This window comes from Nordella sp. HKS 07 (genome assembly GCF_011046735.1).
Classification (GTDB): domain Bacteria; phylum Pseudomonadota; class Alphaproteobacteria; order Rhizobiales; family Aestuariivirgaceae; genus Taklimakanibacter.
In genome coordinates this window covers 2,803,143-2,827,621 of sequence record NZ_CP049258.1, presented here as the reverse complement: position 1 = coordinate 2,827,621, position 24,479 = coordinate 2,803,143, and the positions used below count along the sequence as shown (strand labels likewise).

At 62.9% G+C, this 24,479-nt stretch carries 22 protein-coding genes and 2 pseudogenes; 10 read left to right on the top strand and 14 right to left on the bottom strand.

The features are described 5' to 3' along the window. Positions 1-86: 86 nt before the first annotated feature. Positions 87-1,889: a translation elongation factor 4 gene (gene lepA / locus G5V57_RS13335; protein WP_165167974.1), complete on the top strand. Its 1,803-nt coding sequence runs from the start codon at positions 87-89 to the stop codon at positions 1,887-1,889. Between the two features lie 78 nt (positions 1,890-1,967). After that, on the top strand, positions 1,968-2,645 hold the full coding sequence (locus G5V57_RS13330) for a lytic transglycosylase domain-containing protein (protein ID WP_165167973.1): 678 nt from the start codon (positions 1,968-1,970) through the stop codon (positions 2,643-2,645). Between the two features lies 1 nt (position 2,646). Here G5V57_RS13330 and G5V57_RS13325 read toward each other — a convergent pair whose 3' ends face one another. Further along, positions 2,647-3,642: an NAD(P)-dependent oxidoreductase gene (locus G5V57_RS13325; RefSeq protein ID WP_165167972.1), complete on the bottom strand. Its 996-nt coding sequence runs from the start codon at positions 3,640-3,642 to the stop codon at positions 2,647-2,649. A 157-nt stretch (positions 3,643-3,799) separates the two neighbouring features. Here G5V57_RS13325 and G5V57_RS13320 point away from each other — a divergent pair, with 157 nt between their 5' ends. Next, entirely contained in the window at positions 3,800-4,408 is a 609-nt protein-coding gene (locus G5V57_RS13320; RefSeq protein ID WP_371744818.1) for a TetR/AcrR family transcriptional regulator, read from the top strand. On the opposite strand, the gene G5V57_RS13315 is transcribed toward G5V57_RS13320, so the two are convergent. The 5 genes and pseudogenes from G5V57_RS13315 to choX all read right to left on the bottom strand — a co-directional run bounded on the left by G5V57_RS13315 (position 4,374) and on the right by choX (position 9,161). Continuing rightward, positions 4,374-5,255, bottom strand: a complete 882-nt coding sequence (locus G5V57_RS13315; RefSeq protein WP_165167971.1) for a DMT family transporter — start codon at positions 5,253-5,255, stop codon at positions 4,374-4,376. The genes G5V57_RS13320 and G5V57_RS13315 overlap by 35 nt on opposite strands. 73 nt (positions 5,256-5,328) lie before the next feature. Beyond that, positions 5,329-6,124, bottom strand: a pseudogene (locus G5V57_RS13310) (AraC family ligand binding domain-containing protein). Continuing rightward, complete coding sequence (gene choV, locus G5V57_RS13305; protein ID WP_165167970.1) at positions 6,124-7,317, bottom strand: choline ABC transporter ATP-binding protein; 1,194 nt, start codon at positions 7,315-7,317, stop codon at positions 6,124-6,126. Before choV ends, G5V57_RS13310 begins: the two are co-directional and overlap by 1 nt. Then, positions 7,314-8,168, bottom strand: coding sequence for a choline ABC transporter permease subunit (gene choW / locus G5V57_RS13300; protein ID WP_165167969.1), 855 nt, complete (start codon positions 8,166-8,168; stop codon positions 7,314-7,316). The genes choV and choW overlap by 4 nt, the downstream gene beginning before the upstream one ends. A gap of 108 nt (positions 8,169-8,276) precedes the next feature. Further along, positions 8,277-9,161, bottom strand: a complete 885-nt coding sequence (choX, locus tag G5V57_RS13295) for a choline ABC transporter substrate-binding protein (RefSeq protein ID WP_165174089.1) — start codon at positions 9,159-9,161, stop codon at positions 8,277-8,279. 291 nt (positions 9,162-9,452) lie between these two features. Here choX and betI point away from each other — a divergent pair, with 291 nt between their 5' ends. Together betI and G5V57_RS13285 are read left to right on the top strand one after the other, a co-directional pair. Next, the gene (gene betI, locus G5V57_RS13290) at positions 9,453-10,031 is read left to right on the top strand and encodes a transcriptional regulator BetI (protein WP_256378666.1); all 579 of its coding nucleotides are present in this window, start codon (positions 9,453-9,455) and stop codon (positions 10,029-10,031) included. Positions 10,032-10,054: 23 nt separating this feature from the next. After that, on the top strand, positions 10,055-11,044 hold the full coding sequence (locus G5V57_RS13285) for a Gfo/Idh/MocA family protein (RefSeq protein ID WP_165167967.1): 990 nt from the start codon (positions 10,055-10,057) through the stop codon (positions 11,042-11,044). 80 nt (positions 11,045-11,124) lie between these two features. On the opposite strand, the gene G5V57_RS13280 is transcribed toward G5V57_RS13285, so the two are convergent. The 8 genes and pseudogenes from G5V57_RS13280 to G5V57_RS13245 all read right to left on the bottom strand — a co-directional run bounded on the left by G5V57_RS13280 (position 11,125) and on the right by G5V57_RS13245 (position 18,778). Continuing rightward, on the bottom strand, positions 11,125-11,520 hold the full coding sequence (locus tag G5V57_RS13280) for a cupin domain-containing protein (protein ID WP_165167966.1): 396 nt from the start codon (positions 11,518-11,520) through the stop codon (positions 11,125-11,127). A gap of 32 nt (positions 11,521-11,552) precedes the next feature. Further along, the gene (locus tag G5V57_RS13275; protein ID WP_165167965.1) at positions 11,553-12,464 is read right to left on the bottom strand and encodes an ROK family protein; all 912 of its coding nucleotides are present in this window, start codon (positions 12,462-12,464) and stop codon (positions 11,553-11,555) included. Beyond that, positions 12,439-12,765 (bottom strand): annotated as a pseudogene (locus G5V57_RS13270) (phosphomannose isomerase type II C-terminal cupin domain); the annotation flags it as partial. The gene G5V57_RS13275 and the pseudogene G5V57_RS13270, both read right to left, overlap by 26 nt. A gap of 24 nt (positions 12,766-12,789) precedes the next feature. Further along, the gene (locus tag G5V57_RS13265; RefSeq protein WP_165167963.1) at positions 12,790-14,397 is read right to left on the bottom strand and encodes a GMC family oxidoreductase; all 1,608 of its coding nucleotides are present in this window, start codon (positions 14,395-14,397) and stop codon (positions 12,790-12,792) included. A gap of 1 nt (position 14,398) precedes the next feature. Continuing rightward, positions 14,399-15,514, bottom strand: a complete 1,116-nt coding sequence (locus tag G5V57_RS13260; protein ID WP_165167962.1) for an ABC transporter ATP-binding protein — start codon at positions 15,512-15,514, stop codon at positions 14,399-14,401. Between the two features lie 3 nt (positions 15,515-15,517). Beyond that, on the bottom strand, positions 15,518-16,399 hold the full coding sequence (locus G5V57_RS13255; RefSeq protein ID WP_165167961.1) for a carbohydrate ABC transporter permease: 882 nt from the start codon (positions 16,397-16,399) through the stop codon (positions 15,518-15,520). Continuing rightward, positions 16,396-17,316, bottom strand: a complete 921-nt coding sequence (locus G5V57_RS13250; protein WP_246737616.1) for a carbohydrate ABC transporter permease — start codon at positions 17,314-17,316, stop codon at positions 16,396-16,398. The genes G5V57_RS13255 and G5V57_RS13250 overlap by 4 nt, the downstream gene beginning before the upstream one ends. A 220-nt stretch (positions 17,317-17,536) precedes the next feature. Beyond that, positions 17,537-18,778, bottom strand: a complete 1,242-nt coding sequence (locus tag G5V57_RS13245) for an ABC transporter substrate-binding protein (protein WP_165167960.1) — start codon at positions 18,776-18,778, stop codon at positions 17,537-17,539. Positions 18,779-19,124: 346 nt separating this feature from the next. Here G5V57_RS13245 and G5V57_RS13240 point away from each other — a divergent pair, with 346 nt between their 5' ends. The 5 genes from G5V57_RS13240 to G5V57_RS13220 all read left to right on the top strand — a co-directional run bounded on the left by G5V57_RS13240 (position 19,125) and on the right by G5V57_RS13220 (position 24,470). Continuing rightward, entirely contained in the window at positions 19,125-20,177 is a 1,053-nt protein-coding gene (locus G5V57_RS13240) for a LacI family DNA-binding transcriptional regulator (RefSeq protein WP_165167959.1), read from the top strand. A 121-nt stretch (positions 20,178-20,298) separates the two neighbouring features. Next, positions 20,299-21,030 (top strand): FadR/GntR family transcriptional regulator, encoded by a 732-nt coding sequence (locus tag G5V57_RS13235; protein WP_165167958.1) that lies wholly within the window; start codon positions 20,299-20,301, stop codon positions 21,028-21,030. A gap of 47 nt (positions 21,031-21,077) precedes the next feature. Next, positions 21,078-22,586, top strand: coding sequence for an ABC transporter substrate-binding protein (locus tag G5V57_RS13230; RefSeq protein WP_165167957.1), 1,509 nt, complete (start codon positions 21,078-21,080; stop codon positions 22,584-22,586). A gap of 61 nt (positions 22,587-22,647) precedes the next feature. Then, the gene (locus tag G5V57_RS13225) at positions 22,648-23,595 is read left to right on the top strand and encodes an ABC transporter permease (RefSeq protein ID WP_165167956.1); all 948 of its coding nucleotides are present in this window, start codon (positions 22,648-22,650) and stop codon (positions 23,593-23,595) included. Then, positions 23,592-24,470: an ABC transporter permease gene (locus G5V57_RS13220; RefSeq protein ID WP_246737615.1), complete on the top strand. Its 879-nt coding sequence runs from the start codon at positions 23,592-23,594 to the stop codon at positions 24,468-24,470. The genes G5V57_RS13225 and G5V57_RS13220 overlap by 4 nt, the downstream gene beginning before the upstream one ends. Positions 24,471-24,479 lie beyond the last annotated feature (9 nt).

Here is a 24,479-nt window from a genome sequence, read left to right as displayed (position 1 = left end):
ATGATTCTAAATTATAGTCCACCCCTGGCTTTCTGCCTTTCCGCGGCGCTTGACGGGGCGGGACGCGCCTGCCATCAAGCGCCCCAATGACCGATCTCAGCCATATTCGAAATTTCTCCATCATCGCCCATATCGACCACGGCAAATCCACGCTTGCCGACCGGCTGATCCAGCTGTGCGGTGCCGTCTCCGACCGCGAAATGGTCAGCCAGATCCTCGATTCCATGGATCTCGAGCGCGAGCGCGGCATCACCATCAAGGCCAATACGGTGCGCCTCGATTACACCGCCAAATCGGGCGAGAAATATGTGCTGAACCTGATCGACACGCCCGGCCATGTCGATTTCGCCTATGAGGTATCGCGATCGCTCGCCGCCTGCGAGGGCTCACTCCTCGTCGTCGATGCGAGCCAGGGCGTCGAAGCCCAGACGCTCGCCAATGTCTATCAGGCGATCAACAACAACCACGAGATCATTCCCGTCCTTAACAAGGTCGACCTGCCGGCCGCCGAGCCGGCGCGCATCCGCCAGCAGATCGAGGATGTGATCGGTATCGATGCCTCGGATGCGGTCGAGATTTCGGCCAAGACCGGGCTCGGCGTGCCGGATGTTCTGGAAGCCATTGTCAACCGGCTGCCGCCGCCGAAGGGCGACCGCAACGCCCCCTTGAAGGCGCTCCTCATCGACAGCTGGTACGATCCCTATCTGGGCGTCGTCGTGCTTTTGCGTATCGTCGATGGCGAGATCCGCAAGGGCCAGAAGGTCAAGATGATGGCGACGGGCGGCTCCTATCAGGTCGAGCGCCTCGGCATATCCAGGCCGAAGCGTGAAATGGTCGACAAGCTCGGCCCCGGCGAGATCGGCTTCTTCACCGCCGCCATCAAGGAAGTGGCCGACACCCGCATCGGCGACACGGTGACCGACGAGAAGAACCCGACCAGCGCGCCGTTGCCCGGCTTCAAGCCGGCCCAGCCCGTGGTTTTCGCCGGCTTCTTTCCGGTCGATGCGGCGCGCTTCGAGGACTTGCGCGAGGCGATGGGCAAATTGCGTCTCAACGATGCGAGCTTCTCCTATGAGATGGAGACCTCGGCGGCCTTGGGCTTCGGCTTCCGCTGCGGCTTCCTGGGGTTGCTTCATCTCGAGATCATCCGCGAGCGCATCGAACGCGAATTCAACGTCGATGTCATCACCACGGCGCCGTCGGTCATCTACAAGGTCAATCTCAATGACGGCACCCAGATCGAATTGCACAATCCGGTCGACCTGCCGGAGGCCAATTACATTACCTCGATCGAAGAGCCGTGGATCGAAGCCACCATTCTAGTGCCGGACGAATATCTGGGTTCCATCCTCAAATTATGCGAGGACAGGCGCGGGCGGCAGAAGCAGCTGACCTATGCGGGCGCGCGCGCCATGCTGGTCTATGACTTGCCGCTCAACGAGGTGGTGTTCGATTTCTACGACCGGCTCAAATCGGTGAGCCGCGGCTATGCCAGCTTCGACTACAAGATGGTCGGTTATGAAGAGGGCGACCTGGTGCGCATGGGCATCCTGGTCAATACCGAGCCGGTCGACGCGCTTTCCATGATCGTGCATCGTGGCCGCGCCGAGCAGCGCGGGCGCGTGATGTGCGAGAAGCTCAAGGAGCTTATCCCGCGGCATATGTTCCAGATCCCGATCCAGGCGGCGATCGGCGGCAAGATCGTCGCGCGTGAAACGCTTTCCGCCTTGCGCAAGGACGTGACCGCCAAATGTTATGGCGGCGACATCTCGCGCAAGCGCAAGCTTCTCGACAAGCAGAAGGAAGGCAAGAAGAAGATGCGCCAGTTCGGCAAGGTCGAGATCCCGCAGGAGGCCTTCATTGCGGCCCTCAAGATGGACGAGAACTGACCGGGTTTCGCCGGCCGCAATTTTGAGCCAATTGAATGCGAGGGTCGGTGGCCTGAGCAATCACCGATATCGATATATATGGCGCGGCGTGCGATTTTTTCGGGAGTGATCGGCCTGGTCCTTCCCTTTGTGGCGGGAGACGCGCTGGCGCGCCCGCCGCTCGAGGAGACGGCGAGCGGCCAGGTGCTCTATCAGAGCATCGGCAAGGCGGAAGCGAAGCGCAACCAGATCCCCTTCGAGATCGTCGATGCGGTCATGCGGGTCGAAAGCGGCTACGACCCCGGCGCCCTCGGCAGCGTCGGTGAAGTGGGCCTCATGCAGATCCTCCCCTCCACCGCCGACATGCTGGGCTTCAAGGGCACACGCGAGGCGCTGGCCAGGCCCGAAACCAATATCGCCTATGGCACACAGTATCTGGCCGAGGCCTGGCGGCTCTCGGGCCAGGACATCTGCACCACGGTGATGAAATACCGCGCCGGTCATGGCGAGACGCGCTTCTCGGTCAGGTCGGTCGAATATTGCAAGGCCGTGCGCAGCCACCTGGCGGCGATCGGCTATCCGGTGACCGGCGATGTGCCGAAGCCGACCTTCGGTTTCAATGAAGGCGGCTCGGGCGGGGTGCGGATCAAAGGCCGCGTTCGGGTCAGGTTCGGTGGCAGCGGCGCGTGTTTCGGCCGTGTCGTTCAGCCAGGACGCAATTTCGGCGGCTGCATCACGCGCGCCGTCCTGGTGGAGAAGGGGCTGCTGAAGAAATAATTCATGCGTCGATGCGCATGCCGAATTGCTTGAGCCGCGCCATCATGTGCTCGGGCGCGATCAGCTGATCCGGGAAATAGAGACCCGGTGCCGGCGGGGCCCTGCCGTCGAGGCCGGCGAGCCGCTCGATCGCCACTGCGATGCCCGCCGCGGTGACCGGCGCCTGGCCCTGCGGATGCGACAGCACATGGCGCGCTTTATGCGGCTTGCCGTCTTTCCCGCCGTCGATGTCGATGATGATCTCGGCGACGATATCGGGCGACTTTTCGTCCGGCTGGCCGAGTGCCAGGTCGAAGCGCAAGTTCTTCGCGGCGGTCACCGCCGACAGGCTCAAGAGATCGAAGGGCGAATAGGGCGTGGCCGGCAGCTCGACGCCGTCGCTCATACGCACGATCCGCTTCTTGTCCGCATCCGTTGTCCAGGTCCATTTGCCGTCCTTGAGATAGGACGTCTGCGGGGCGGCCATGAGAAGCCGGTCGAAATCGGCTGAAGCCGCGGGACCACCCATGTCGCGCGGATCGAGCACGGCCGACAGCGTGATGCTCTCGACCTCGTCGAACGCCTTGGCGAAATGGAGCGCCGGCAGCAATGTGGCGCCGGCAAGCCAGGTGCTGTTCATGAGGATCGCGGAAGCGTGCGGCCGATGGGTAAAGAGCGCCACCTCCGGGCCCATTTCATAGACGCCGGTCGAGACGCCGACATAGGCAGCGCCCTTATCCTGTGCGTAGCGCATCGAATTGAGCGTGTGATCCTTGACGAACATGGCGATGGCGGAGAATTGCCGCTCCGCGCCGAGCCCGAGATCGCGCCGGTCGAGATCGATGACGGCGGCATCGGCCTCGCCGAGCGTCGCGGCAACCGCTTCCGCTTTTTTCAGATCGCGCCCGCCAAGGGTGATCGGCACATCGGGATAGAGCTTGCGCAAGGCCTGCGCCGCCTGGGCGCCGACAAAACCGGAGCCGCCAATGATGAGGACGGATTTGTTCGAACGGGTCATATCATTCTCCTTGAGCCGGCCGGACGCTTCACCAGATTAATTTCGCGGGCGATTTTGGGCATAGAGTCCTCCTGCCCGGAAACGCCTGTTTCCGGGGTTGATTTATCATGTTACAAATAGTAAGTTACTAGTTGTAAATATGTGAGGACCCGGCAGACTGTCAAGGAGGGCAAAGACCCTGGCGCAAAAATTATCCAATGCCGACCGGCGGGCGCAGCTGCTCGAGACCGCGCAGGCAATCGTGCGCGAACAGGGCACCGATGCCCTGACGCTGGGCGCCCTTGCTGAGCGCGCCGGGGTCAGCAAGCCCATCGCCTATCGCCATTTCGAGACGCGCTCCGGCCTGATGATCGCACTCTACAAAGAGATCAATGAACGCCAGAGCATCGCCCTCGATGACGCGCTCAAGAACACGCCGGCGCGATTGCCCGATGTCGCGCAGGTGATCGCCAGATCTTTCATGGACTGCGTCATCGCGGTCGGACCGGAATTCCATGCCATCGCCGCCGCCCAGAAGGGTGATGCGCAAATGAACGCCTATCAGCGCGAGCTCATCGAGCACTACGCCCTCTCCTTTTGCGCGGTGCTGACGCCCTTGACGTCGCTGCCTAAGGAAACGGTGCGGCGGCGCGCTTTCGGTATCGTCGGTGCCGCGGATGCCCTGTCTGTCGAGATGATGCGCGGCGCCATCAGCAAGGACGAAGCGGCGGCCGATCTCGCCCAGTTGATCGTCAGCTGGCTTTCGCCTGAGCGAAACCCAGGCTGATGACGGCGAGCAGCACCGCGCCGATACCGATGAGCTGATGGAGGCTCACCGTCTCCCCCAGCACGAGGAAAGCGAGGAGCACTGCCGAGACCGGCGCCATGGCGGTAAAAAGGGCCGCCTCCGCGCCGGCGACACGGGCAAGGCCCGCATACCAGAGCAAATAGCCGCCGACCGTCGGCACGATGGCGTAATAGACCACCGCCCAGAACGATGACGGGGTCGGGGACGCCGTCCATGGCATTTCCAGCACCGACGGCACCAGGGCCACCGCAAGGCCAAGGCCGGTCATCAGCGTCGATTGCGCCAAAGGCTCGATCGGCACGCGCAGCCGCTTGTTCAGCAGGATGAACAGGCCTTCACAGAGAATGGCCGCGAAGATCAGCACATTGCCGATGAGCGAGGACGTCTCTCCCGCACCCGGCTCGAAGGCGACGGCGAAGACGCCCGCCGCGGCCAAAGCGATGGCGAAGAGCACGGCCGGGCGCGGCCGCTCGCCCAGAATGATAATGGCGATCGCCGCCGAGACGACCGGCAAGGTGCCGATGATGACGCCGGCATTGGCGGCGGAGGTGTAGGTCAGGCCTGAGATCAGCAAGGCGGTATAGAGCACGCTGCCCGAGGTCGCCTGCAGGAGCAGGAGCACGCCGTCGCGACCGCTTGGACGCGGCCAGGGGCTCGCGGTCATGCGCATGAGAATGACGAAGAAAGGCAACGCCATGGCCAGGCGCAGCGCCGTCGCGGTGAAAGGCGGCAGGCCGCTGCCGGCGATCTTGCTGGCGATCACCGTGCTGCCGACCGTCGCCATGGCGAGGGTCAGATAAATATAACCTTGAAGGTGTTGCGGCATTCTCGTCCTCGTGTTGCCGCGGCGAGAAGAAGCCGATCAGGACTTCAGGGTCTTGAACGAAATTGCAGGACGGTCAGTTTATCGCGTCGGCATAGAGGCCTGGCGACAAGCCATAGGTCCTGACGAACAGGCGCGTCATATGGCTTTGATCGGCGAAGCCCGCCGCGATTGCCGCTTCGACCAGCGGCATGCGCCGGGCGATCAAGGTCCTGGCCAACGCCACGCGGCGCTGCACCAGATAGGCATGCGGCGTGAGGCCGGTCGCCCTGAAGAAACCGCGCAGCAGTTGGAACTTGCTCAGTCCGCATTGGCAAGCGAGCTCGGCCAGGGTGACGGCACGCGCCGGATCAGCCTCGATCATCTCGCGCGCCTGGGCAATGAAAAGAGGAATGCCCTCTTGGCGCTGTGGCTTCGGCCGCAACGCCGCGAGCAGAAAAAGCAGCATTTCCTCGCGCCTGAGCATGCCTGCGTCGGCTTCTGTCATCGCGGTGTAGAGCCCGCGGAAGCGGTCAGCGATCCGGCCGTCATGCATCACCGGCTGGTGGAATTCGAACTCCTTCGTCCCCCCTTCGCTGATCGGCGACCGCTTCGGCGATCACGTCCGGATCAAAATAAAGTATGCGCCAAGAGCGGCCGAAATCGCCGATGGGCGCCCCGTCATGGACCTCGCCCGGATTGACGGTGATGGCATCGCCCGGTCCCGCCTCCACGGGCCCGCGGCCGCTCGCCGATTTCTGGGCGCCCTGATGGATGACGCCGATGCCGAACTGGTCATGGGTATGGCGCGGGAAGACATGGCGCGTCCGGGCCTCGACGGCCCCGACACCGGCCATTCCGCAGCGGCGCATCGTGAATTGTCGAGGCCGCATCAATCCGGCTGGCGGCGCAGCACCGCCTGCAGCACGTCGCGCACGCCGATGGCGCCGACGAAGCGCTCAGCCTCATCGAAAAGGGCAACCGGCGCCGTCTCGGCGCGATGCATGGCCAGCATCACGGTGCGCAGAGGCGTGCCGGGCGTCGCCCAGAAGACCGGCCGCGCGGCGGGATCGACCGGCTTCTCGGCCTCGGAACAGGCCACCCAGGTGGCCGCCTTCTTGTCGCGCTCGGCGGCGACGACCTTGCGGTCGGCGCCGATCTTGAAACGCGTGGTGCGGCGGCGGTCGAGCCAGATCCAGCCCTCGCCCGCATTCTCGAGATCGCGCGCGTCGCGCATCACATTATAGGCGGTGAGCACGCTCAAGGGATTCACATTGGCGATGAACTCGCGCACATAGTCGTTGGCAGGCCTGAGCACGATGTCCTCAGGGCGGCCGGTCTGCACGATACGCCCGCCCTCCAGGATCGAGATGCGGTTGCCGAGCTTCAGCGCCTCCTCGAGATCGTGGCTGACGAAGATGATGGTCTTCTTGAGCTTCGACTGCAGCGACAGCAATTCGTCCTGCAGCTTGGTGCGGATCAGCGGATCCAAGGCCGAGAAGGGCTCGTCCATGAGCAGGATCGGCGCCTCGGTGGCGAAAGCGCGCGCCAGACCGACGCGCTGCTGCATGCCGCCAGACAATTCATGGCCGTATTTCTTTGACCACTGATCGAGACCGACAAGCTTCAGTTGCTTGTTGACGCGCTCGGCGCGCTCGCCGTCCGCCATGCCGGCGAGCTCCAATCCGAAGCCGACATTCTCGGCGACGGTGCGCCACGGTAGCAGACCGAATTGCTGGAACACCATGGCGACGCGATGCTGGCGCAGGCGCCGCAAAGTCTCCGGCGAGCAGGTGACGACATCGACGGGCTTGCCGTCGTCATTGACGATGACCTCGCCGCGCGACACTTTGTTGAGGCCATTGACGGCGCGCAGTAAGGTGGATTTGCCGGACCCCGACAGCCCCATGAGCACGCTGATCTCGCCTTCCTTCACCGCTAGACTGGCGCCGGCACAGCCGAGCACCGCGCCGGTCTTCTCCAGGATCTCCGAGCGCGAGGCGCCCTGATCGAGAAGCTTCAGCCCCTCGGCCGCGCGTTCGCCGAAGACGATGTCGACATTCTTGAATTCGACGGCGCTGGTCATACGGCTTTCCTTTCACCGACGCGGCAGACGCGGTCGAGAATGATGGCGAGCACTACGATGGCAATGCCGGCTTCGAGACCGAGCGGGATGTTGACCGAGTTCAAAGCGCGCACCACCGGCTTGCCGAGGCCGTTGGCGCCGACGAGAGCCGCGATGACTACCATGGAGAGCGACAGCATGATGCATTGGGTCAGGCCCGCCATGATGGTGGGCAGGGCCGCCGGCAGCTCCACCTTCCACAGCAACTGCCGCTTGGTGGCCCCGAAGGCCTCACCCGCCTCGATGAGCTGCTTCGGCACCGAGGTGATGCCGAGATGGGTGAGGCGGACAGGGGCGGGAATGGCGAAGATCACCGTGGCAATGAGGCCCGGCGCCATACCAAGGCCGAACAGCACCAGCACCGGGATCAGATAGACAAAGGTGGGCATGGTCTGCATGAGGTCAAGGACGGGCCTGAGGACCCTGAACAGCCACGGGCGGTGCGCCGCGGCGATGCCGAGCGGCACGCCGATCGCCATGGACACTCCGGCGGCGGAAATGACCAGCGCCAGGGTCTCGATCGTTTCCTTCCAGAAGCCCAGATTGATGATGAGAAGGAGCCCAAGCGCCACAGCGATGGCGAGCTTGACCGAGCGCTGCAGATACCAGGCAAGAAGAGCGACAAGGAGGACAACGAAAATCGGCGGCACCATGAGCACAAGGCCGATCAAGCCTTCGAGCACGACAGTGAAGCCCCGCGCGATGCCGTCGAAGAACCACTCGAAATTGCTGGTCAGGAAGCCGAAGAACGCCTTGCCCCAGGCTCCGATCGGAATCTTCCAGGCGGTAATGAGTTGCGTGACTGGATCCACCTCGGCCCTCCCCTATGCGTTCTTCTTCTCGTTGATGCCCGCGAGCCTAACAAAAAGGCGACCCGCCGTCACCTCACGGGCCGCCCTCGCATTGCCATTAGGCTGGCCTCAACTGCCGAGCTTCTCCTTGACCGCCGCCGCGGCATCACTGCCGTCGAAGGTCGTGACGCCTTCCAGCCACGGCTTCGCGGCATCGGGATTGGCCTTCAGCCAGTCGGTCGCGGCGGTGTTGGCGTCGGTGCCCTTCAGGATCACGTCCATGAGATGGTTCTCCATGGACAGGTTGAATTTGAGATTGCTGATGAACTTGCCGACATTCGGGCATTCGGCGACATAACCTTTACGCACATTGGTGTGGACAGTCGCCGCGCCGAAGCCTGAATCACCCATGCCGTCGAGATAGGTGATCTTCATCTCGCCCATGATCGGATGCGGCGTCCAGCCGAGGAAGACGATCCATTCGTTGTTCTTCATCGATTTCTCGGCCTGGGACAACATGCCGGCTTCCGAGGATTCGACCAGCTCAAAGCCGTCGAGCCCGTTAGCCTTGTTGTCGATCATGCCGAGCACAATGCGGTTGCCATCATTGCCGGGCTCGATGCCGTAAATCTTGCTGTCGAACTTGTCCTTGTTCGGTCCAACGTCCTTGAGGCTCTTCACGCCGGCATCGGCGACATAGGTCGGCACGACCAGACCGTAGCCTGCGCCCTCGAGATTCTGCGCGATGGTCTCGACCGAGCCGTCATCGGTGAAGGGCTTCACATCGGCGGCCATGCTCGGCATCCAGTTGCCGAGAAATACATCGATGTCCTTGTTCTTCAGCGCCTGGTAGGTCACCGGCACCGAGAGCACCTGCACTTCCGGCTCATAGCCGAGCGCCTGGAGGAGAACGTTGGCGACGCCGGTGGTCGCCTGGATATCGGTCCAGCCGACATCGGAGAAACGCACCTTCTTGCAGCTCTCGGCATCGCCGGCGGCAGCGGCTTCCGCCATCGCGGCCAGGCTGGCGCCCAGCGCCAACACGCCCAGCAACGCCCTGAACTTCGTGGTCATCTTAATCCTCCCTATGGCTATCTTTGGCGGAAAGACTACTCTCATTTGCCGGGGGATCGTCAAGCTTTATATTGGACGGACGTCCAAGGAAAACGATAGGCTAAAGCATCGGGCCGAAAAGTGGGACGCGGTTTTCGGATAACCCGATGCGCAAGACTAAAAAGATAGAACGTCGGGGCGACTCCAACGGAGCGCCCGGCGCTCAGGCGGCCCAGGCATTAAGAGGCACGAATGCCAAAGAGGGGAATGAAACCGATCCGGCGCCAGCAGCTGATCGATGCGGCCATCGCGTCGATCCATGAGCACGGTTTTTCGAGCGCCACGGTGGCGCGCATCGCCCGCAAGGCCGGTGTCTCGACCGGTATCGTGCATCATTATTTCACCGACAAAACCGACCTGCTCGCCGCCACCATGCGGGCGATGCTTGATGTGCTGCGGCGCGAGGCGGTGGAGCGCATGCGTTCGGCCAAGACGCCGACCGATCGGATTTATGCGATCATCCACGCCTCCTACGGCGATGCGCAATTCGCCGAGGAAGTGTTCAGCGCCTGGCTGGCGCTTTATGGCAATGCGCGCGAGTCGGAAAAGCTGCAGCGCATCCTGCGTATCTATCATAGAAGGCTGCACAGCAATCTCGTCCACAGTCTCATCCCGCTCATCGGGCGCGAGCGCGCGCCGGATGTAGCACTTGGCATCGGCGCGCTCATCGACGGCCTGTGGCTGCGCTATGCCTTGACCGGCCGCCCCGTCGATGCCGAAGTGCCGCGCGCCATGACCCGCGCCTATGCCGATGCGATGATCGCCGCATAATCACAACCAAGGGAGTGAATGGAATGAAACCAGTCAAGTGGGGCATCATCTCGACCGCGAATATCGGCGTGGCGAAGGTCATTCCCGGTATGCTGAAGAGCAAGGAGATCGACATCGTGGCGATCTCGTCCCGCGACCAGAAGACGGCGGACAAATGGGCGAAGAAGCTCGGCATTGCGCGCGCCTATGGCTCCTATGAGGCGATGCTCGCCGATCCCGAGATCGAGGCGGTCTACAACCCCCTTCCCAATCATCTGCATGTGCCCTTGACGCTTGCCGCCGCCAAGGCCGGCAAGCATGTGCTGTGCGAGAAGCCGATCGCCATCACCGCCAAGGAGGCCGGGAAGCTCAAGAAGGCGCGCAAGGGACTCTACATCGCCGAGGCCTTCATGGTGCGCCATGCGCTGCAATGGCAGGAGGTGCGCAAGCGCGTGGCGAAGGGCGAGATCGGCACGCCGCGCCTCATCCAGGTGTTCTTCTCCTATTATCTCGACGATCCCAAGAATGTGCGCAACGACGCCAAGATCGGCGGCGGTGGACTTCTCGATATCGGCTGCTATCCGATCACGGTCGCGCGTTATGTCTTCGACGCCGAGCCCAAGAGGGTGACGGCGGTGTTCGACCGCGACCCCGAGTTCAAGATCGACCGTACGGCGAGCGGGCTTGCCGATTTCGGCAAGGGGCGGCAGCTATCCTTCGCGATTTCCACCCAGACAGCGCCGTTCCAGCGCGTGCAGATCGCCGGCACGAAAGGCCGCATCGAGGTCGAGATCCCCTTCAACGCCCCGCCCGACAAGCCCAACCGCTATTTCGTGCAAGGCATGGTGATGAATGAAGGAAAGACGCACGAATTGCCGGTAAGCGATCAGTATCAATTGCAGGCGGAAGCCTTCAACCGCGTCATCCGCGGACAGGAGAAGGCGGATTATGGCGTCAAGGACGCGATCCAGAACATGAAGATCCTCGATGCCTTCTTCCGCGCGGAAAAAAGCCGCAAGTGGGAGAAGGTGTGAGGCGATGCCTTTACCCTCTCCCCCGTCCGGGGGAGAGGGGATAAATCGTGCCGTTACTTATTGTGCGAAGGCAATTCCTTTCACCCGCGATATTGCTCGTCGCTGACCTTCTCCAGCCACTCGACGGTCTTGCCGTCCTGCGCTTCCTGGATGGCGATATGGGTCATGAAATTGGTGGGGGACGCGCCATGCCAGTGCTTCTCGCCGGGCGGAAACCACACGACATCGCCGGGGCGGATCTCCTCGATGGGTCCGCCCTGGCGCTGCGCCCGCCCCAGCCCCGCGGTGATGATCAGCGTCTGGCCGAGCGGATGTGTGTGCCAGTTGGTGCGCGCGCCCGGCTCGAAGGTGACGCTGAGGGCGGCGACGCGGGCGGGCGCCGCCGGCTGAATGAGAGGATCGATGCGGACGGTGCCGGTGAACCAGTCGGCCGGTGCCTTGCCGGAGGGCTGCGTGCCCAGGCGCTTGATCTCCATGGCCTTGATCCTTTTGTCGTGGAAAGTCGTGATTACCACAGGCGCGCGGCGCCGCGCACGCCGCTTTTCTCGCCATGGCGGGCGCGGGCGACCTTGACCTGGGCGGCGCCCGAAAAGGCATAGCGCCCGGCGCGCGGGCCCAGTTCCTCGACGAGCTCGGGCAGGCCCGACAGGCCGCCGCCAATCACGAAGATGTCGGGATCGACAACATTGACGATCGCGGCGGTGAGACGCGCCAGCCGGTCGGCGAGACGGTCGATCGCCGCCTGGGCCTGCGCCTCCCCTGCCCGCGCGCGCTCGACGATTTCCGGTCCTTTCAGCGCCATGCCGGTGACCTTGGCATAATCACGAGCCAGCCCGGTACCCGACACATATTGCTCGACACAGCCGGCTTTGCCGCAGAAGCAGGGAAAAAGCGGCCACTCGCTGTCATTGGGCCACGGCATCGGCGTGTGGCCGAATTCCGCCGCTTCATTATTGGGCCCATGGCGCAAGGCACCGTCGATGACGAGCCCGCCGCCCAAGGCAGTACCGATGGTGAAGCAGGCGACCACGCCATGGCCCGCCCCCGCCCCGTCGAGGGCCTCCGCGAGAGCGAAACAGTTGGCGTCGTTCTCAAGCCGCACCGGCCGTCCCAGCAGGCGCTCGATGTCCTGTGGAATGGGCTTGCCGTTGCAGTCGAGGATATTGGCGTTGCGCCAGAGGCCGGTCCGCGGCGAGAGCGAGCCCGGCGCGCCGATGCCGACAGAAGCATCCGCGCTCGCATGGGCGCCGGCCTCGCTTACCAGATCGGCGATCGCCGTCAGTATCGCGGCATAGGTCTTGGGCGTCGCGACGCGCTTCTCGAAGCGCACACCGCCGTCATCCGCCAGCACGATGGCGTCGATCTTGGTGCCGCCGAGATCGATGCCGATCCGGTCAGCTGCGGTTGTAGATGTCGTCATAGCGCACGATGTCGTCTTCGCCGAGATAGTCGCCGAACTGCACCTCGATGATTTCGACCAGGCCGTCATGGAGATTTTCCAGCCGGTGCCTGGCGCCCTGCGGAATGTCGATCGACTGCGCCCGCGTCAGCGCCACGATCCTGTCGTCGACCGTCACGGTGGCGGTGCCCGCGACCACCGTCCAATGCTCGCCGCGGTGCTTGTGGCTTTGCAGCGACAATTTTCCACCCGGTGTCACGACGATGCGCTTCACCTTGAAGCCCTGGCCTTCGTCGAGCACATGGAATGAGCCCCAGGGGCGTGTCTCGCTATACATATCTGTCTCCTAATTCACTGCGAGCGGCGCACGGCCGCGTATGATATCCGCCGCCTTCTCCGCGATCATGATCGTCGCCGCATTGGTGTTGCCGGTGATGACATTGGGCATGATCGAGGCATCGACGATACGCAAGGCATCGATGTCGCGAAAGGTGAGATCGGGATTGACCACCGCTTCCTCATCGGTCCCCATCCGGCAGGTTCCCACCGGATGATGATCGGTCTTGGCCGACGTACAGGCATAGTCGGCGAGTTGGGCATCGGTTGCAACATCTGGTCCCGGCACGCGCTCGGCCAGGACGAAGGGCTTGAGCGCCGGCTTGCGCATGATCTCGCGCGCCAGACGCAGGCCCCTGATCGACATCTCGCGGTCGTAAGGATCGGACCAGTAATTGGGATCGATCAGCGGAGCCGCCAGGGGATCGGCCGATGCCAGCCGCACGGTGCCCCGCGAGCGCGGCCGCATGAAGGCGCTGTTGAGGGTGACGCCGGCATTCTCCAGCTTGGCTATGCCGGCTTCGATGCCGGATCCGAAGCCCAGATGAAACTGCGTATCCGGGCGCTCCGCCGCGGCATCGGCATACCAGAAGCCGCCGGTGACGAAGAGGCTCGAGGCGGCGGGGCCATCGCGGAACAAGGCGTAGCGGGCGCCTGCCAGCGCCGCCCAATGAGGCTTCGCATATTTGTCGTAGGTGTGATCACCGGTGCATTCGCAGATGACACAGAGATCTAGATGGTCCTGCAGATTCGAGCCGACACTTTTGGCGTCGCAGACAGGGGCAATGCCGAGCGACTTCAGATGATCGGCAGGGCCTATCCCTGAGAGCATCAGAAGGCGCGGCGAACCGATGGTGCCTGAGGAGACGATCACCTCGCGATCGGCATGCAGAACCTCCCGTCCTTCGGACGGCGAGGCGATCTCGACGCCGATGGCGCGGCCTTTCTCGACCAGGACGCGCAGAACGGGAGCATCGCGGATGACGGTGAGATTGGTCCGCCCGCGCGCGGGTTTGAGATAAGCGGTCACTGTCGACGAGCGGCGGACATTCTTCTGCGTGACCTGATAGAAGCCCACCCCTTCCTGGCGGGCGCCGTTGAAATCCGGATTGCGGGGAATGCCCGCCTCGCCCGCCGCCGCGAAGAACGCCTCGCAGATCGGCAAGGTCGCGACCGGATCGCCGACACCCAGGGGACCGTCGGTCGAGTGAAATTCGTCATCGAGACGGCTATTGCCCTCGGCGCGCCTGAAATAGGGCAGGACGTCGCGATAGCTCCATCCCCGGCAGCCCGATTGCGCCCAGAGATCGTAGTCGCGGTCATTGCCGCGCACATAGACCTGCGCATTGATGGTCGAGCCGCCGCCCAGCACCTTGGCCTGGGTGAAACGGAAGACGCGGTCCTTCATGTGTTTCTGCGGCACGGTGGACCAGCCCCAGCTCGCAATGCCCCTGGTCATGCGGGCAAAACCCGCTGGTATGTGGAAGAGCGGATGCGCGTCGCCGCCGCCGGCCTCGATCAGAAGAACGCTGACGTCGCGATCTTCCGAGAGCCGCGCCGCCAGCACGCAGCCGGCAGATCCACCGCCGGCGATGATATAATCATAACGTGCCGGCATCTCAGGCGATGCGCTGCTGAGTGCCGGGATCGAAGAATACCGCCTTATCGAGATTGAAGGCGAGCTTCATCTTCTTACCGGCCGCGACCTTGGCGTCGGCCCGGAGCCGCGCCACCACCTGTTTGCCGCCGAGATAGGTGACGGCGAAAGTATCGGAACCGGCGGGCTCCACCACTTCGATCTGGCATTCCGAAGTGACGACGCCCGTCGATGTCCGGTCGGCGCCGTCGGGATCGGTGAGCGCTTCCGGCCTGATGCCGAAAATGACATTGCCGCCGGCATGCTTGGCGATCTTCCGGGCGTCGTCCGGCAGCGCGAGCGTCAGGGGATCGCCGGAGCGCTGGGGCATCGAGAGACGGAAGCCCGTGCCGTTCGCCTCGACGCTGACCGGAATGAGATTCATCGCCGGCGAGCCCATGAAATCGGCGACGAACATATTGGCCGGGTGGTTGTAGATCTCGGCCGGGGTGCCGAACTGCTGCAGGACGCCGTCTTTCAGGACGGCGATGCGCGTAGCGAGCGTCATCGCCTCGATCTGGTCATGCGTCACATAGACGATGGTGGTCTTCATCGCCTGATGCAGGCGCTTGATCTCGGTGCGCATGTCGACGCGCAGTTTGGCGTCGAGATTGGAGAGCGGCTCGTCGAACAGGAAGACCAGTGGCCTTCGCACCAGGGCACGGCCCATGGCGACGCGCTGGCGCTGGCCGCCCGACAGCTGGCTCGGCTTGCGGTCGAGCAGATGCCTGATCTGCAAGGTCTCCGAGACCTCGTTCACCGCCTTGTCGCGCTCAGGCTTGGGCACGCCCCTGATTTCCATGCCGAAGGCGATGTTCTGCGCCACGGTCATATTGGGGTAGAGCGCATAGGACTGGAACACCATGGCAATGTCGCGCTCGGAGGGGTGGAGGTCGTTCACCTTGCGGCCGTTGATATGAATCTCGCCGCTGCTGATCGACTCCAGGCCGGCAATGGTATTGAGCAAAGTCGACTTGCCGCAACCCGAAGGGCCGACCAGTACGAGGAAGCCGCCCTCCTCGATGGCGAGGTCGATGCCCTTCAGCACATCGACGGTGCCGAAGCGCTTTTCGAGATTGCGGATTTCAAGAAAGGCCATGTTTCACCCTTTGACCGCGCCCGCCATCAATCCGCGCACGAAATACCGGCCCGACACGACATAGACGATGAGGGTCGGCAGCGCGGCGAGAATGGCGCCGGCGAAATGCACATTGTATTCCTTAACCCCGGTCGAGGAGCTGACCAGATTGTTGAGCGCCACCGTCATGGGCAGCGAATCGAAATCGGCGAAGGACACGCCGAACAGGAAGTCGTTCCAGATATTGGTGAACTGCCAGATCACGGTGACGACGATAATCGGACCCGAGCTCGGTAGCAGGATGCGGCGGAAGATCTGGAAGAAACTCGCGCCGTCGATCATCGCGGCGCGCACCAGCTCGGTCGGGAAGGCCTCATAGTAATTGCGGAAGAACAAGGTCGTAAAACCAAGGCCGTATACGGCATGGACGAGCACGAGACCGCGGGTGGTGCCGGCAAGGCCGACTATCCCCAGGACCTTGGCCATCGGAATGAGTACGATCTGGAAGGGAATAAAACACGACAAGAGCATTAGCGTGAAGACGAGATTGTCGCCGGGAAAGCGCCATTTGGTCAGCACATAGCCATTGAGCGCGCCGAGCAATGTCGAAATGAAAACGGCTGGCACGACCATCATGATCGAATTGATGAAATACGGACGAAGCCCGGTCGGCTCGACGCCGATCTGGGCCGTCGACCAGGCGCTGAGCCAGGGATCGAAAGTAAATTGCCGCGGCAACGCCAGCATGTCGCCTTCGCGAATCTCATCGAGCGGCTTCACCGAATTCACCAGCATCACATAGAGCGGGAGCAGGTAATAAACGGCAAAGATGATGAGGACGGCGTAGATCAGGATGCGGGTCGGCGACGCCGTACTGACCGCGATTTCGGGCGACCGCGCGCTCATGACCGACGCCCCGTTCGCAATTCAGAATAGAGATAGGGCACGATGATCGACGCGATCATGATGAGCATGACGGTAGCGGAGGCCGCACCTATGCCCATGGAATTGCGGGTGAAGGTGTAAGAATACATGAAAGTGGCGGGAAGCTCGGTCGCCTGGCCGGGGCCACCGCCGGTCAGCGCGATCACCAGATCATAGGCCTTGATGGCGAGATGGGCGAGCACCACGAAGGCCGAGAGGAAGACCGGACGCATCAGCGGGATGATGATGCGGCGATAGATGGTGAAATTGGAGGCGCCATCGATCTGCGCCGCCTTGATGATCTCATTATCGACGCCGCGCAGACCCGCCAGGAACATCGCCATGACGAAGCCCGAGGACTGCCAAACGGCGGCGATCACCAGTGTATAGATCGCCATGTTGCGGTCCTTGATCCAGTTGAAGGCGAAACTCTCCCAACCCCATTGATGCATCGTGTGCTCGAGGCCAATGCCGGGATCGAGGAACCATTTCCAGGCGGTGCCGGTGACGATGAAGGAGAGCGCCATCGGATAAAGATAGATCGGGCGCAAAACGCCTTCAGCCCGAATCTTCTGGTCGAGCAGGATGGCGAGGCCGAGCCCCAGCACGGAGCAGATGACGATATAGAGCGAGCCGAAGATGAAGAGATTGTTCACCGCACGCCACCAATGTGGCAACGCCCAAAGCTTCGAATAATTCTCGAGGCCAACCCAGCCGAAGGACGGCAGCATTTTGGAATCGGTGAAAGAGAGGTAGCCGGTGAACAGAATGAAGCCATAGACGAAAAGCAGTATGGCGGCGAAGCTCGGCGCCAGCACGATGCGCGGCAGAAGCTCCTGCAGGTAGTTCCTCGCTGAGGTGGCCGGCGGGGCTGCCGTCGGAGCGATGGTTTCACTCAATTCTCAACACTCCCTCATGCTGAGCTGGCTATTCCCCAACTCGTCATGGCCGCCCTTGAGGCGGCCATCCAGTCATTCAATGCAACGACTGTATAGTGTCGAAGTCTGGATGGCCGGGTCGTGGCCCGGCCATGGAGCTTGCCCGCTTTCGGGGCCTTGTTCCAGAGAGAAAGCAAAGGCCCCGGTCTTCCAGCCGGGGCCTTGCAAACTTATGCGTCCGTCACTTCGCCGCGGCGACCGCGGCGGCCAGTTCCTTCGCGGCGGCAGCGGAATCAAGCTCGCCATTGAAGTGCCGGGTGAGGACGTCATACATGGCATTCTTCACTGCCGACGGATTGGCGTGACCATGCACCATCGAGCCAAACAACTTGCCGTTGGCGTCGGCCTCGGCAAGGTCGGCGATCGCCTTCTTGCCGCAGTCGTCGAACGCATCGTTCGGGACGTCGGTACGGGCGGGCGCTGATCCCTTCACCACATTGAAAGCCGATTGGAATGTGGGGTTTTCGACAGCCGATGCCATGAGCATCTGGGCGGGTTTCTTGTCGTCTCCGACGTTGAACATGGCGAATTGGTCGGAGTTGAAGGTGACCGATCCCTGGGTTCCGGGGAAACGAACGCACACGAAATCAACGCCCGGCTTCTGGCCGGCCTTGAGGAACTCACCCTTCGCCCAATCGCCCATCAGCTGGATGCCCGCCTTGCCTTCGATGACCATGGCCGAAGCAAGGTTCCATTCGCGGCCTGCCCTGTTCGCGTCGACATAGTCGCGGAGCTTCGCAACTTTGTCGAACACCTTAACCATTTCCTCTCCCCCAAGCGTATCCGGATCGAGATCAATCATGGCCTTCTTGTAGAATTCCGTGCCATTTGCCAGCACGACGTCCTCGAAAGCGTGAGACTCCACCCACGGAATGCCGCCCATGGCCAAAGGCGTGATCCCATTGGCCTTCATCTTGTCCAACACGACAATCAGTTCGTCCCACGTTTCCGGCACTTTGCCGCCCGCTGCGTCGAGCGCCTTCTTGTTGATCCACATCCAGTTCGTGGAATGAACATTGACCGGGGCGGCAACCCAATGACCATCATACTTCGCGAATCTCTGGAGGGCCGCCGGGATCACTTTGTCCCAGCCTTCCTTGTTTGCTACTTCGTCAAGATTGCCAAGAGCACCTTGCTTTGCCCAATCCTGAATATCGAAGCCGAGCAACTGCACGGCAGTCGGCGGATTGCCGGCCGTCACACGGGCGCGCAAAACGGTCATCGCCTGCTCACCACCGCCGCCGGCGACCGGCATGTCCTGCCAGGTGACGCCCTTCGACTCGAGGTCTTTCTTAAGCACATTCAGCGCCGCCGCTTCGCCGCCCGAAGTCCACCAGTGGAGCACCTCCACCTGGTCGGCCGCCTGGGCGGCAAGTGCAAAGCCTGTGGCGAATACGCTGGTCAGCAGCAATCTGCGCAACATGAAATCCTCCCTAAGTTGCGATACGCATTCCGGCGCCCGAGCGGGCACCGGTCAATCACGGCAAAGCTGGAAGTCCGAGCCCGTCAGCGCTTTCATCAGGGATTTTGGCATCCCTGAGCTTCGCGCGATGCGGCAGCCCTGGCAAATGAATAGCCTCCTCCCTCGGCCTTGGTTTTGCTTTTGTTATTCCTGAAACCGTGCCGTGACCTGTAACGTTACAGATTTTTCTTGTCAACTGGGCGATGAAGCCTGTTGATGGTAGGGGCCCGTAATTGTTGGATCATTGACAGAAGAGTCAGAAGACTCAATATGTCATGCGCCCCAAATTCTGAAACGTTGCAAGCCGATGGACCGCTCCAGCACAAAGCCGCCGCGACGGACCTCAAAGGGACCGCCGACGCTCCGGACGCTCGCCGGCCTGACCGGCCTCGGCGTGACCACGGTATCGCGGGCGCTGAAGGACGGGCCCGAGCTCTCTCATGAGACAAAGGCCAGGGTGCGCGCCGTGGCCGACGAGATCGGCTACCGCCCGCATCGCGCCGGCGTGCGCCTCAAGACCGGGCGCACCTTCGTCATCTCCTTCGTGCTGAACCAGGCCGACGACATGAGCGATTACGCCAAGCGGCTGATCATGGGCATCAGCGAGGCGTTGCGCGGCACGCAATATCACCTGCAGGTGCTGCCGCAGAATATCGACCAGGACCCGATCGACCCGGTGCGCTACATCGTCGACACGGCGGCGGCGGACGGCCTCATCCTCACCCATTCCGAGCCGCAGGATCTGCGCGTGAAGATGCTGCTCGAGCGCGACTTCCCCTTCATCACCTTCGGGCGCACCGAGCTCGCGACACCGCATCCCTATATCGACACCGACAATTTCGATTTCGCCTATCGCGCCGCGCAGGCGCTCATCGCACGTGGGCGCAAGCGCATCGTCATCGTGCTGCCGCCCAAGCAGTTCACCTATAGCGGCCATCAGCAGGCGGGCTATCGCCGCGCTCTGTTCGAGGCGGGACTCGAACCGCGCATCGCCGAGGGCGTCAACCTCTACTCACCCGCCTTTACCTTGCGCGACTACGCCAACCGTCTGGCGCGCGAGACTTCCGCCCCCGACGGCATCATCTGCGGCTCGGAAATGCAGGCGCTCGGCATGATGCTGGGCTTTCAGGACGCCGGCTTCGTCATCGGCCGCGATGTCGACATCGTGAACAAGAAGACCTCGAACATCCTCGACCTCGTGCAGATGCCGACCTTGCAGTTCTTCGAGGACCTGGTGCGCGCCGGCCATGACTGCGCCGAGTTCCTGCTCAAGCGCATCGAAGGCCGTGAACCGGTGAGCGCGCTGCAGCGCCTCGATCTCACGAGCTTCACCGAAGGCAGCGCGCAACCCGCGGGATGACGGCGACGGTCGCGAGCGTAATGACGTGGTGCAACCAGAATTCGCTTGACCCTTCGCCGATTCCGCCGTTCTGTACCAATCCCGAATTGGTTCGTACCATTGGACGGCACCGAGAGCGCCCATGGCTGAAGACCCGCCAGGAAATTCGAACTACGCGCTCGAAAGACTGCGCGATCTGCTGCGCGGCCTCGACGGCAATGGCCGGCTGCCGACCGAAAGAGCGCTCTCGGAAGACCTCGGCGTCGGACGGCGCGCGGTGCGCCGCGCTCTTGAAGTGCTCGAAACCGAGGGGCTGATCTGGCGGCGGCAAGGATCGGGGACCTATGTCGGGCAGCCCCGCGACGGCCTCGACCGGCATTTCGGCGACATCCTGGGCAAGACCGATTTCATGGAAGTGATGGAAGTGCGGCTTAGGATCGAGCCGCCTCTGGCGCAGCTCGCCGCCTTGCGGGCCAAGCCCGACGATGTCGAGCGCCTGCACGAGCTCGTCAACAAGATCGCCGAAAGCGCCGATGCGGACGGGCATGAATTGTGGGACGGCGCGCTGCATCGCCTCATCGCCCAATGTGCCGGCAACGGGCTCTTCCTCGCCATTTTCGACGTGGTCAACCGGGTCCGCCAGGACCGGGCCTGGCTGAATATCCGCGAAAGGGCGCGCAAGGTCGCCGGCCCCGCCGGCTCACGTGAACTGCTCAACCGGCAGCATCGCCAGATCGTCGAGGCGATCGGCGCGCATGATCCGGGCCGCGCCGGTGAAACGATGCGGCAGCATCTGCTGACGCTGCAGGAGAATCTCATCCGTGTCACCTCGCCCGACCGCGAGGCCGAGGACGGCGAAGCCCGCAGCGCCTGACAACAGAAGGGTCATGAGACCCTCGAAACACAAAAGAGGAGAACGCCATGAAACCACTGACATTCCTAGCGACGACAACCACCGCCCTGCTCTTCGCCGCCACAGCGCAGGCGGCCGAGCTGAAGATCGGCCTCGCCAACGACGCCGACGTGCTCGATCCGGCGCAGTCGCGCACCTTCGTCGGCCGCATCATCTATACGGCGATGTGCGACAAGCTCGTCGATGTCGGGCCCAAGCTCGACATCGTGCCGCAGCTCGCGACCGAATGGTCGTGGGGTGCTGAGGGCAAGGAACTGAAGATGAAGCTGCGCGAGGGCGTCAAGTTCCACGACGGCACGCCACTTGACGCGGCCGCTGTCGTGGCGACGATCGAGCGCAATAAGACATTGCCGGAATCGCGGCGCAAGAGCGAGCTCGCCTCGGTCGACAAGGTCGAAGCCACCGGCCCCCTCGAGGTGACCTTCAAGCTGAAGAGCCCCGACGTGACGCTGCTCGCGCAGCTCGCCGACCGCGCCGGCATGATCGTCTCGCCCAAGGCGGCGAAGGAGCTCGGCGCCAATTTCGGCAGCCATCCGGTCTGTGCCGGCCCCTTCAAATTCATCGAGCGGGTGCAGCAGGACCGCATCGTACTGGAGAAATTCCAGGACTACTGGAACAAGGACAATGTCTTCCTCGACAAGGTGACCTATCTGCCGATCCCGGACAGCACCGTTCGCCTCGCCAACCTGCGCGCCGGCGATCTCGACATGGGCGAGGAAATGGTCGCCAGCGACGCCGCGGCGATCAAGGCCGACGCCAATCTCAACTATTTCGACGCGGTCAATCTCGGCTATCTGGCGCTCTATGTGAATATCGCGAACGGCCCCGCCGCCGACAATCCGCTCAGCAAGGACAAGAGGCTGCGCCAGGCCTTCTCGCTGGCGCTCGACCGCGAGGCGATCATGCAGGTCGTCTATGAGGGAACGGGGCTCGCCGGCAACCAGTCGGTGCCGCCGAACAGCCCGTGGTTCAACAAGAACGTCCCCGTGCCCGCCCGCGATCTCGACAAGGCAAAGGCTTTGATGAAGGAAGCTGGCGTCGAGCACCTCAAGCTCGAATTCCTCGTCACCAACACCCCCGTCATCCTTCAGGCGGCGCAGATGATGCAGGCGATGGTGGCTGAGGCCGGCTTCGAGGTCACGCTGAAGTCGATGGAATTCGCCACGCTGCTCGACGAGCAGACCGCCGGCAAATATGTGCTGGCGCGCACCGACTGGTCCGGCCGCGTCGATCCCGACGGCAATATCCATCAGTTCGTCACCTGCAAAGGTGGCCTCAACGACATGAAATATTGCAATCCGGAAGTCGACAAGCTCCTCAACGAGGCGCGCGAGTCGACCGACACCGAGGCGCGCAAGCAGAAATACGACGCGGCGGCGGTCATCCTGAACGACGACTTGCCGGTCATCTATTTCGGCCACCAGGCCTGGATCTGGGGCTTGAACAAGAAAGTGACGGGTTTCGCGCCGACGGCCGACGGCATGATCCGCCTCATCGGGGTGAAGAAGGCCGATTAGTCACGGCGCCGCGCGGGCTGCCTAAGGCCGGCGCGGTGTTCCCGAAAAGGCCTGGAGACTCATGTACACTTACATCGCCAAGCGGCTCCTTATCGCCATACCGACGCTGCTGATCGTCTCGATCTTCGTCTTCTCGCTGCAGAAGCTCCTGCCGGGCGATCCCGTTCTCGCCATGGCGGGCGAAGAGCGCGATCCCGCCGTGCTCGAAGTGCTGCGCGAGAAATACCGGCTGAACGACCCCGTGCCGATGCAATATGCCTACTGGCTCGGCAATGCGCTCACCGGCGATCTCGGCATCTCGCTGCGCAGCAACGAGCCGGTGCTCTCCCTCATCGCGGCGAAACTGCCGGTGACGATCCAGCTCGCGGTGATGGCGATCTTCTTCGCCTTCGTGATCGGCATTCCGATGGGGATCCTCGCCGCGGTGAAGAAAAACACCCCTCTCGACTATCTGGCGAGCTTCATCGCGCTCTCCGGCCTGTCGATTCCCAATTTCTGGCTCGGCATCATGCTGATCCTGCTCGTCTCGGTCAGCCTGGGCTGGCTTCCGGCTTCCGGCTACGAGCCTTTCACATCGGATCCCATCCGCTCGCTCGAGACCATGGTCATGCCGGCCTTCGTCCTCGGCAATGCGCTCGCGGCGACCCTCATGCGCCATACGCGCTCGGCCATGCTGAGCGTTCTCAGCACCGATTACATCCGCACCGCGCGCGCCAAAGGCCTCGCCGAGCACGCCGTCGTGCTCACTCACAGTTTCCGCAACGCGCTTTTGCCGATCGTCACGCTGAGCGCGCTGCTGTTCGGCGAATTGCTGGCGGGTGCGGTATTGACCGAGCAGATCTTCACCATTCCGGGCTTCGGCAAGCTGATCGTCGATGCCGTCTTCACCCGCGACTATGCCGTCGTGCAGGGTGTCGTGCTGTGCACTGCCGTCGGCTTCATCCTCATGAACCTGCTCGCCGATGTGCTCTATTTCGTGCTCAATCCGCGCATGAGGGCCGTGCTGTGACGGCGGTCACCCCCGCCGATGCCGCAGGCCTGCCGGAGAGGCGGGCGCCGAGCCGCGCATGGCGCAAGCTCAAGGCCAATAAAAGCGCCATGGTGGGCTGCGGCATCGTCCTGTTTCTGACGCTTCTCGCGCTCAGCGCGCCGTTCCTGCCGATCGCCGATCCCAATGCGACGAGCTGGACGGCGATCCGCAAGGCGCCGTCGGCGCTCTATTGGCTCGGCACCGATGATCTCGGGCGCGATAACTTGGCGCGCATGATCTGGGGCGCCCAGGCCTCGCTGATGGCGGGCGTCGTGTCGGTCGTGATCGCGGTGGCGGTAGGCGTGCCCTTCGGCCTGATCGCCGGCTATTTCGGTGGCTGGACCGACATGATCATTTCGCGCATCACCGACGCGCTCCTGGCGATGCCGTTCCTGATCACCGCCATCGCGCTCGCGGCATTTCTCGGACCGAGTCTCACCAACGCCATGATCGCGATCGGGCTTTCCGGCATGCCGGTCTTCATCCGGCTGACGCGCGGACAGGTGCTCTCCGTCAAGACGGAGGACTATGTCGAAGGTGCCAGATCGATCGGGCTTCGCCATTTCAGCATCATCACGCGCTACATCCTGCCCAATGTGCTGGCGCCGATCCTGGTCCAGGCGACTTTGACCGTGGCGACCGCCATCATCGCCGAGGCGAGCCTCTCTTTCATCGGTCTCGGCCAGCAGCCGCCGGCGGCGAGCTGGGGCTCGATGCTGAATGTCGCCAAGAACTATCTGTCGCAGGCGCCGTGGATGGCGATCTGGCCGGGGGTGGCGATCTATCTCGCGGTGATCGGCTTTAACCTTCTCGGCGACGGCCTGCGCGATGCGCTCGATCCGCGCGAAACTTGACAGGGGAAA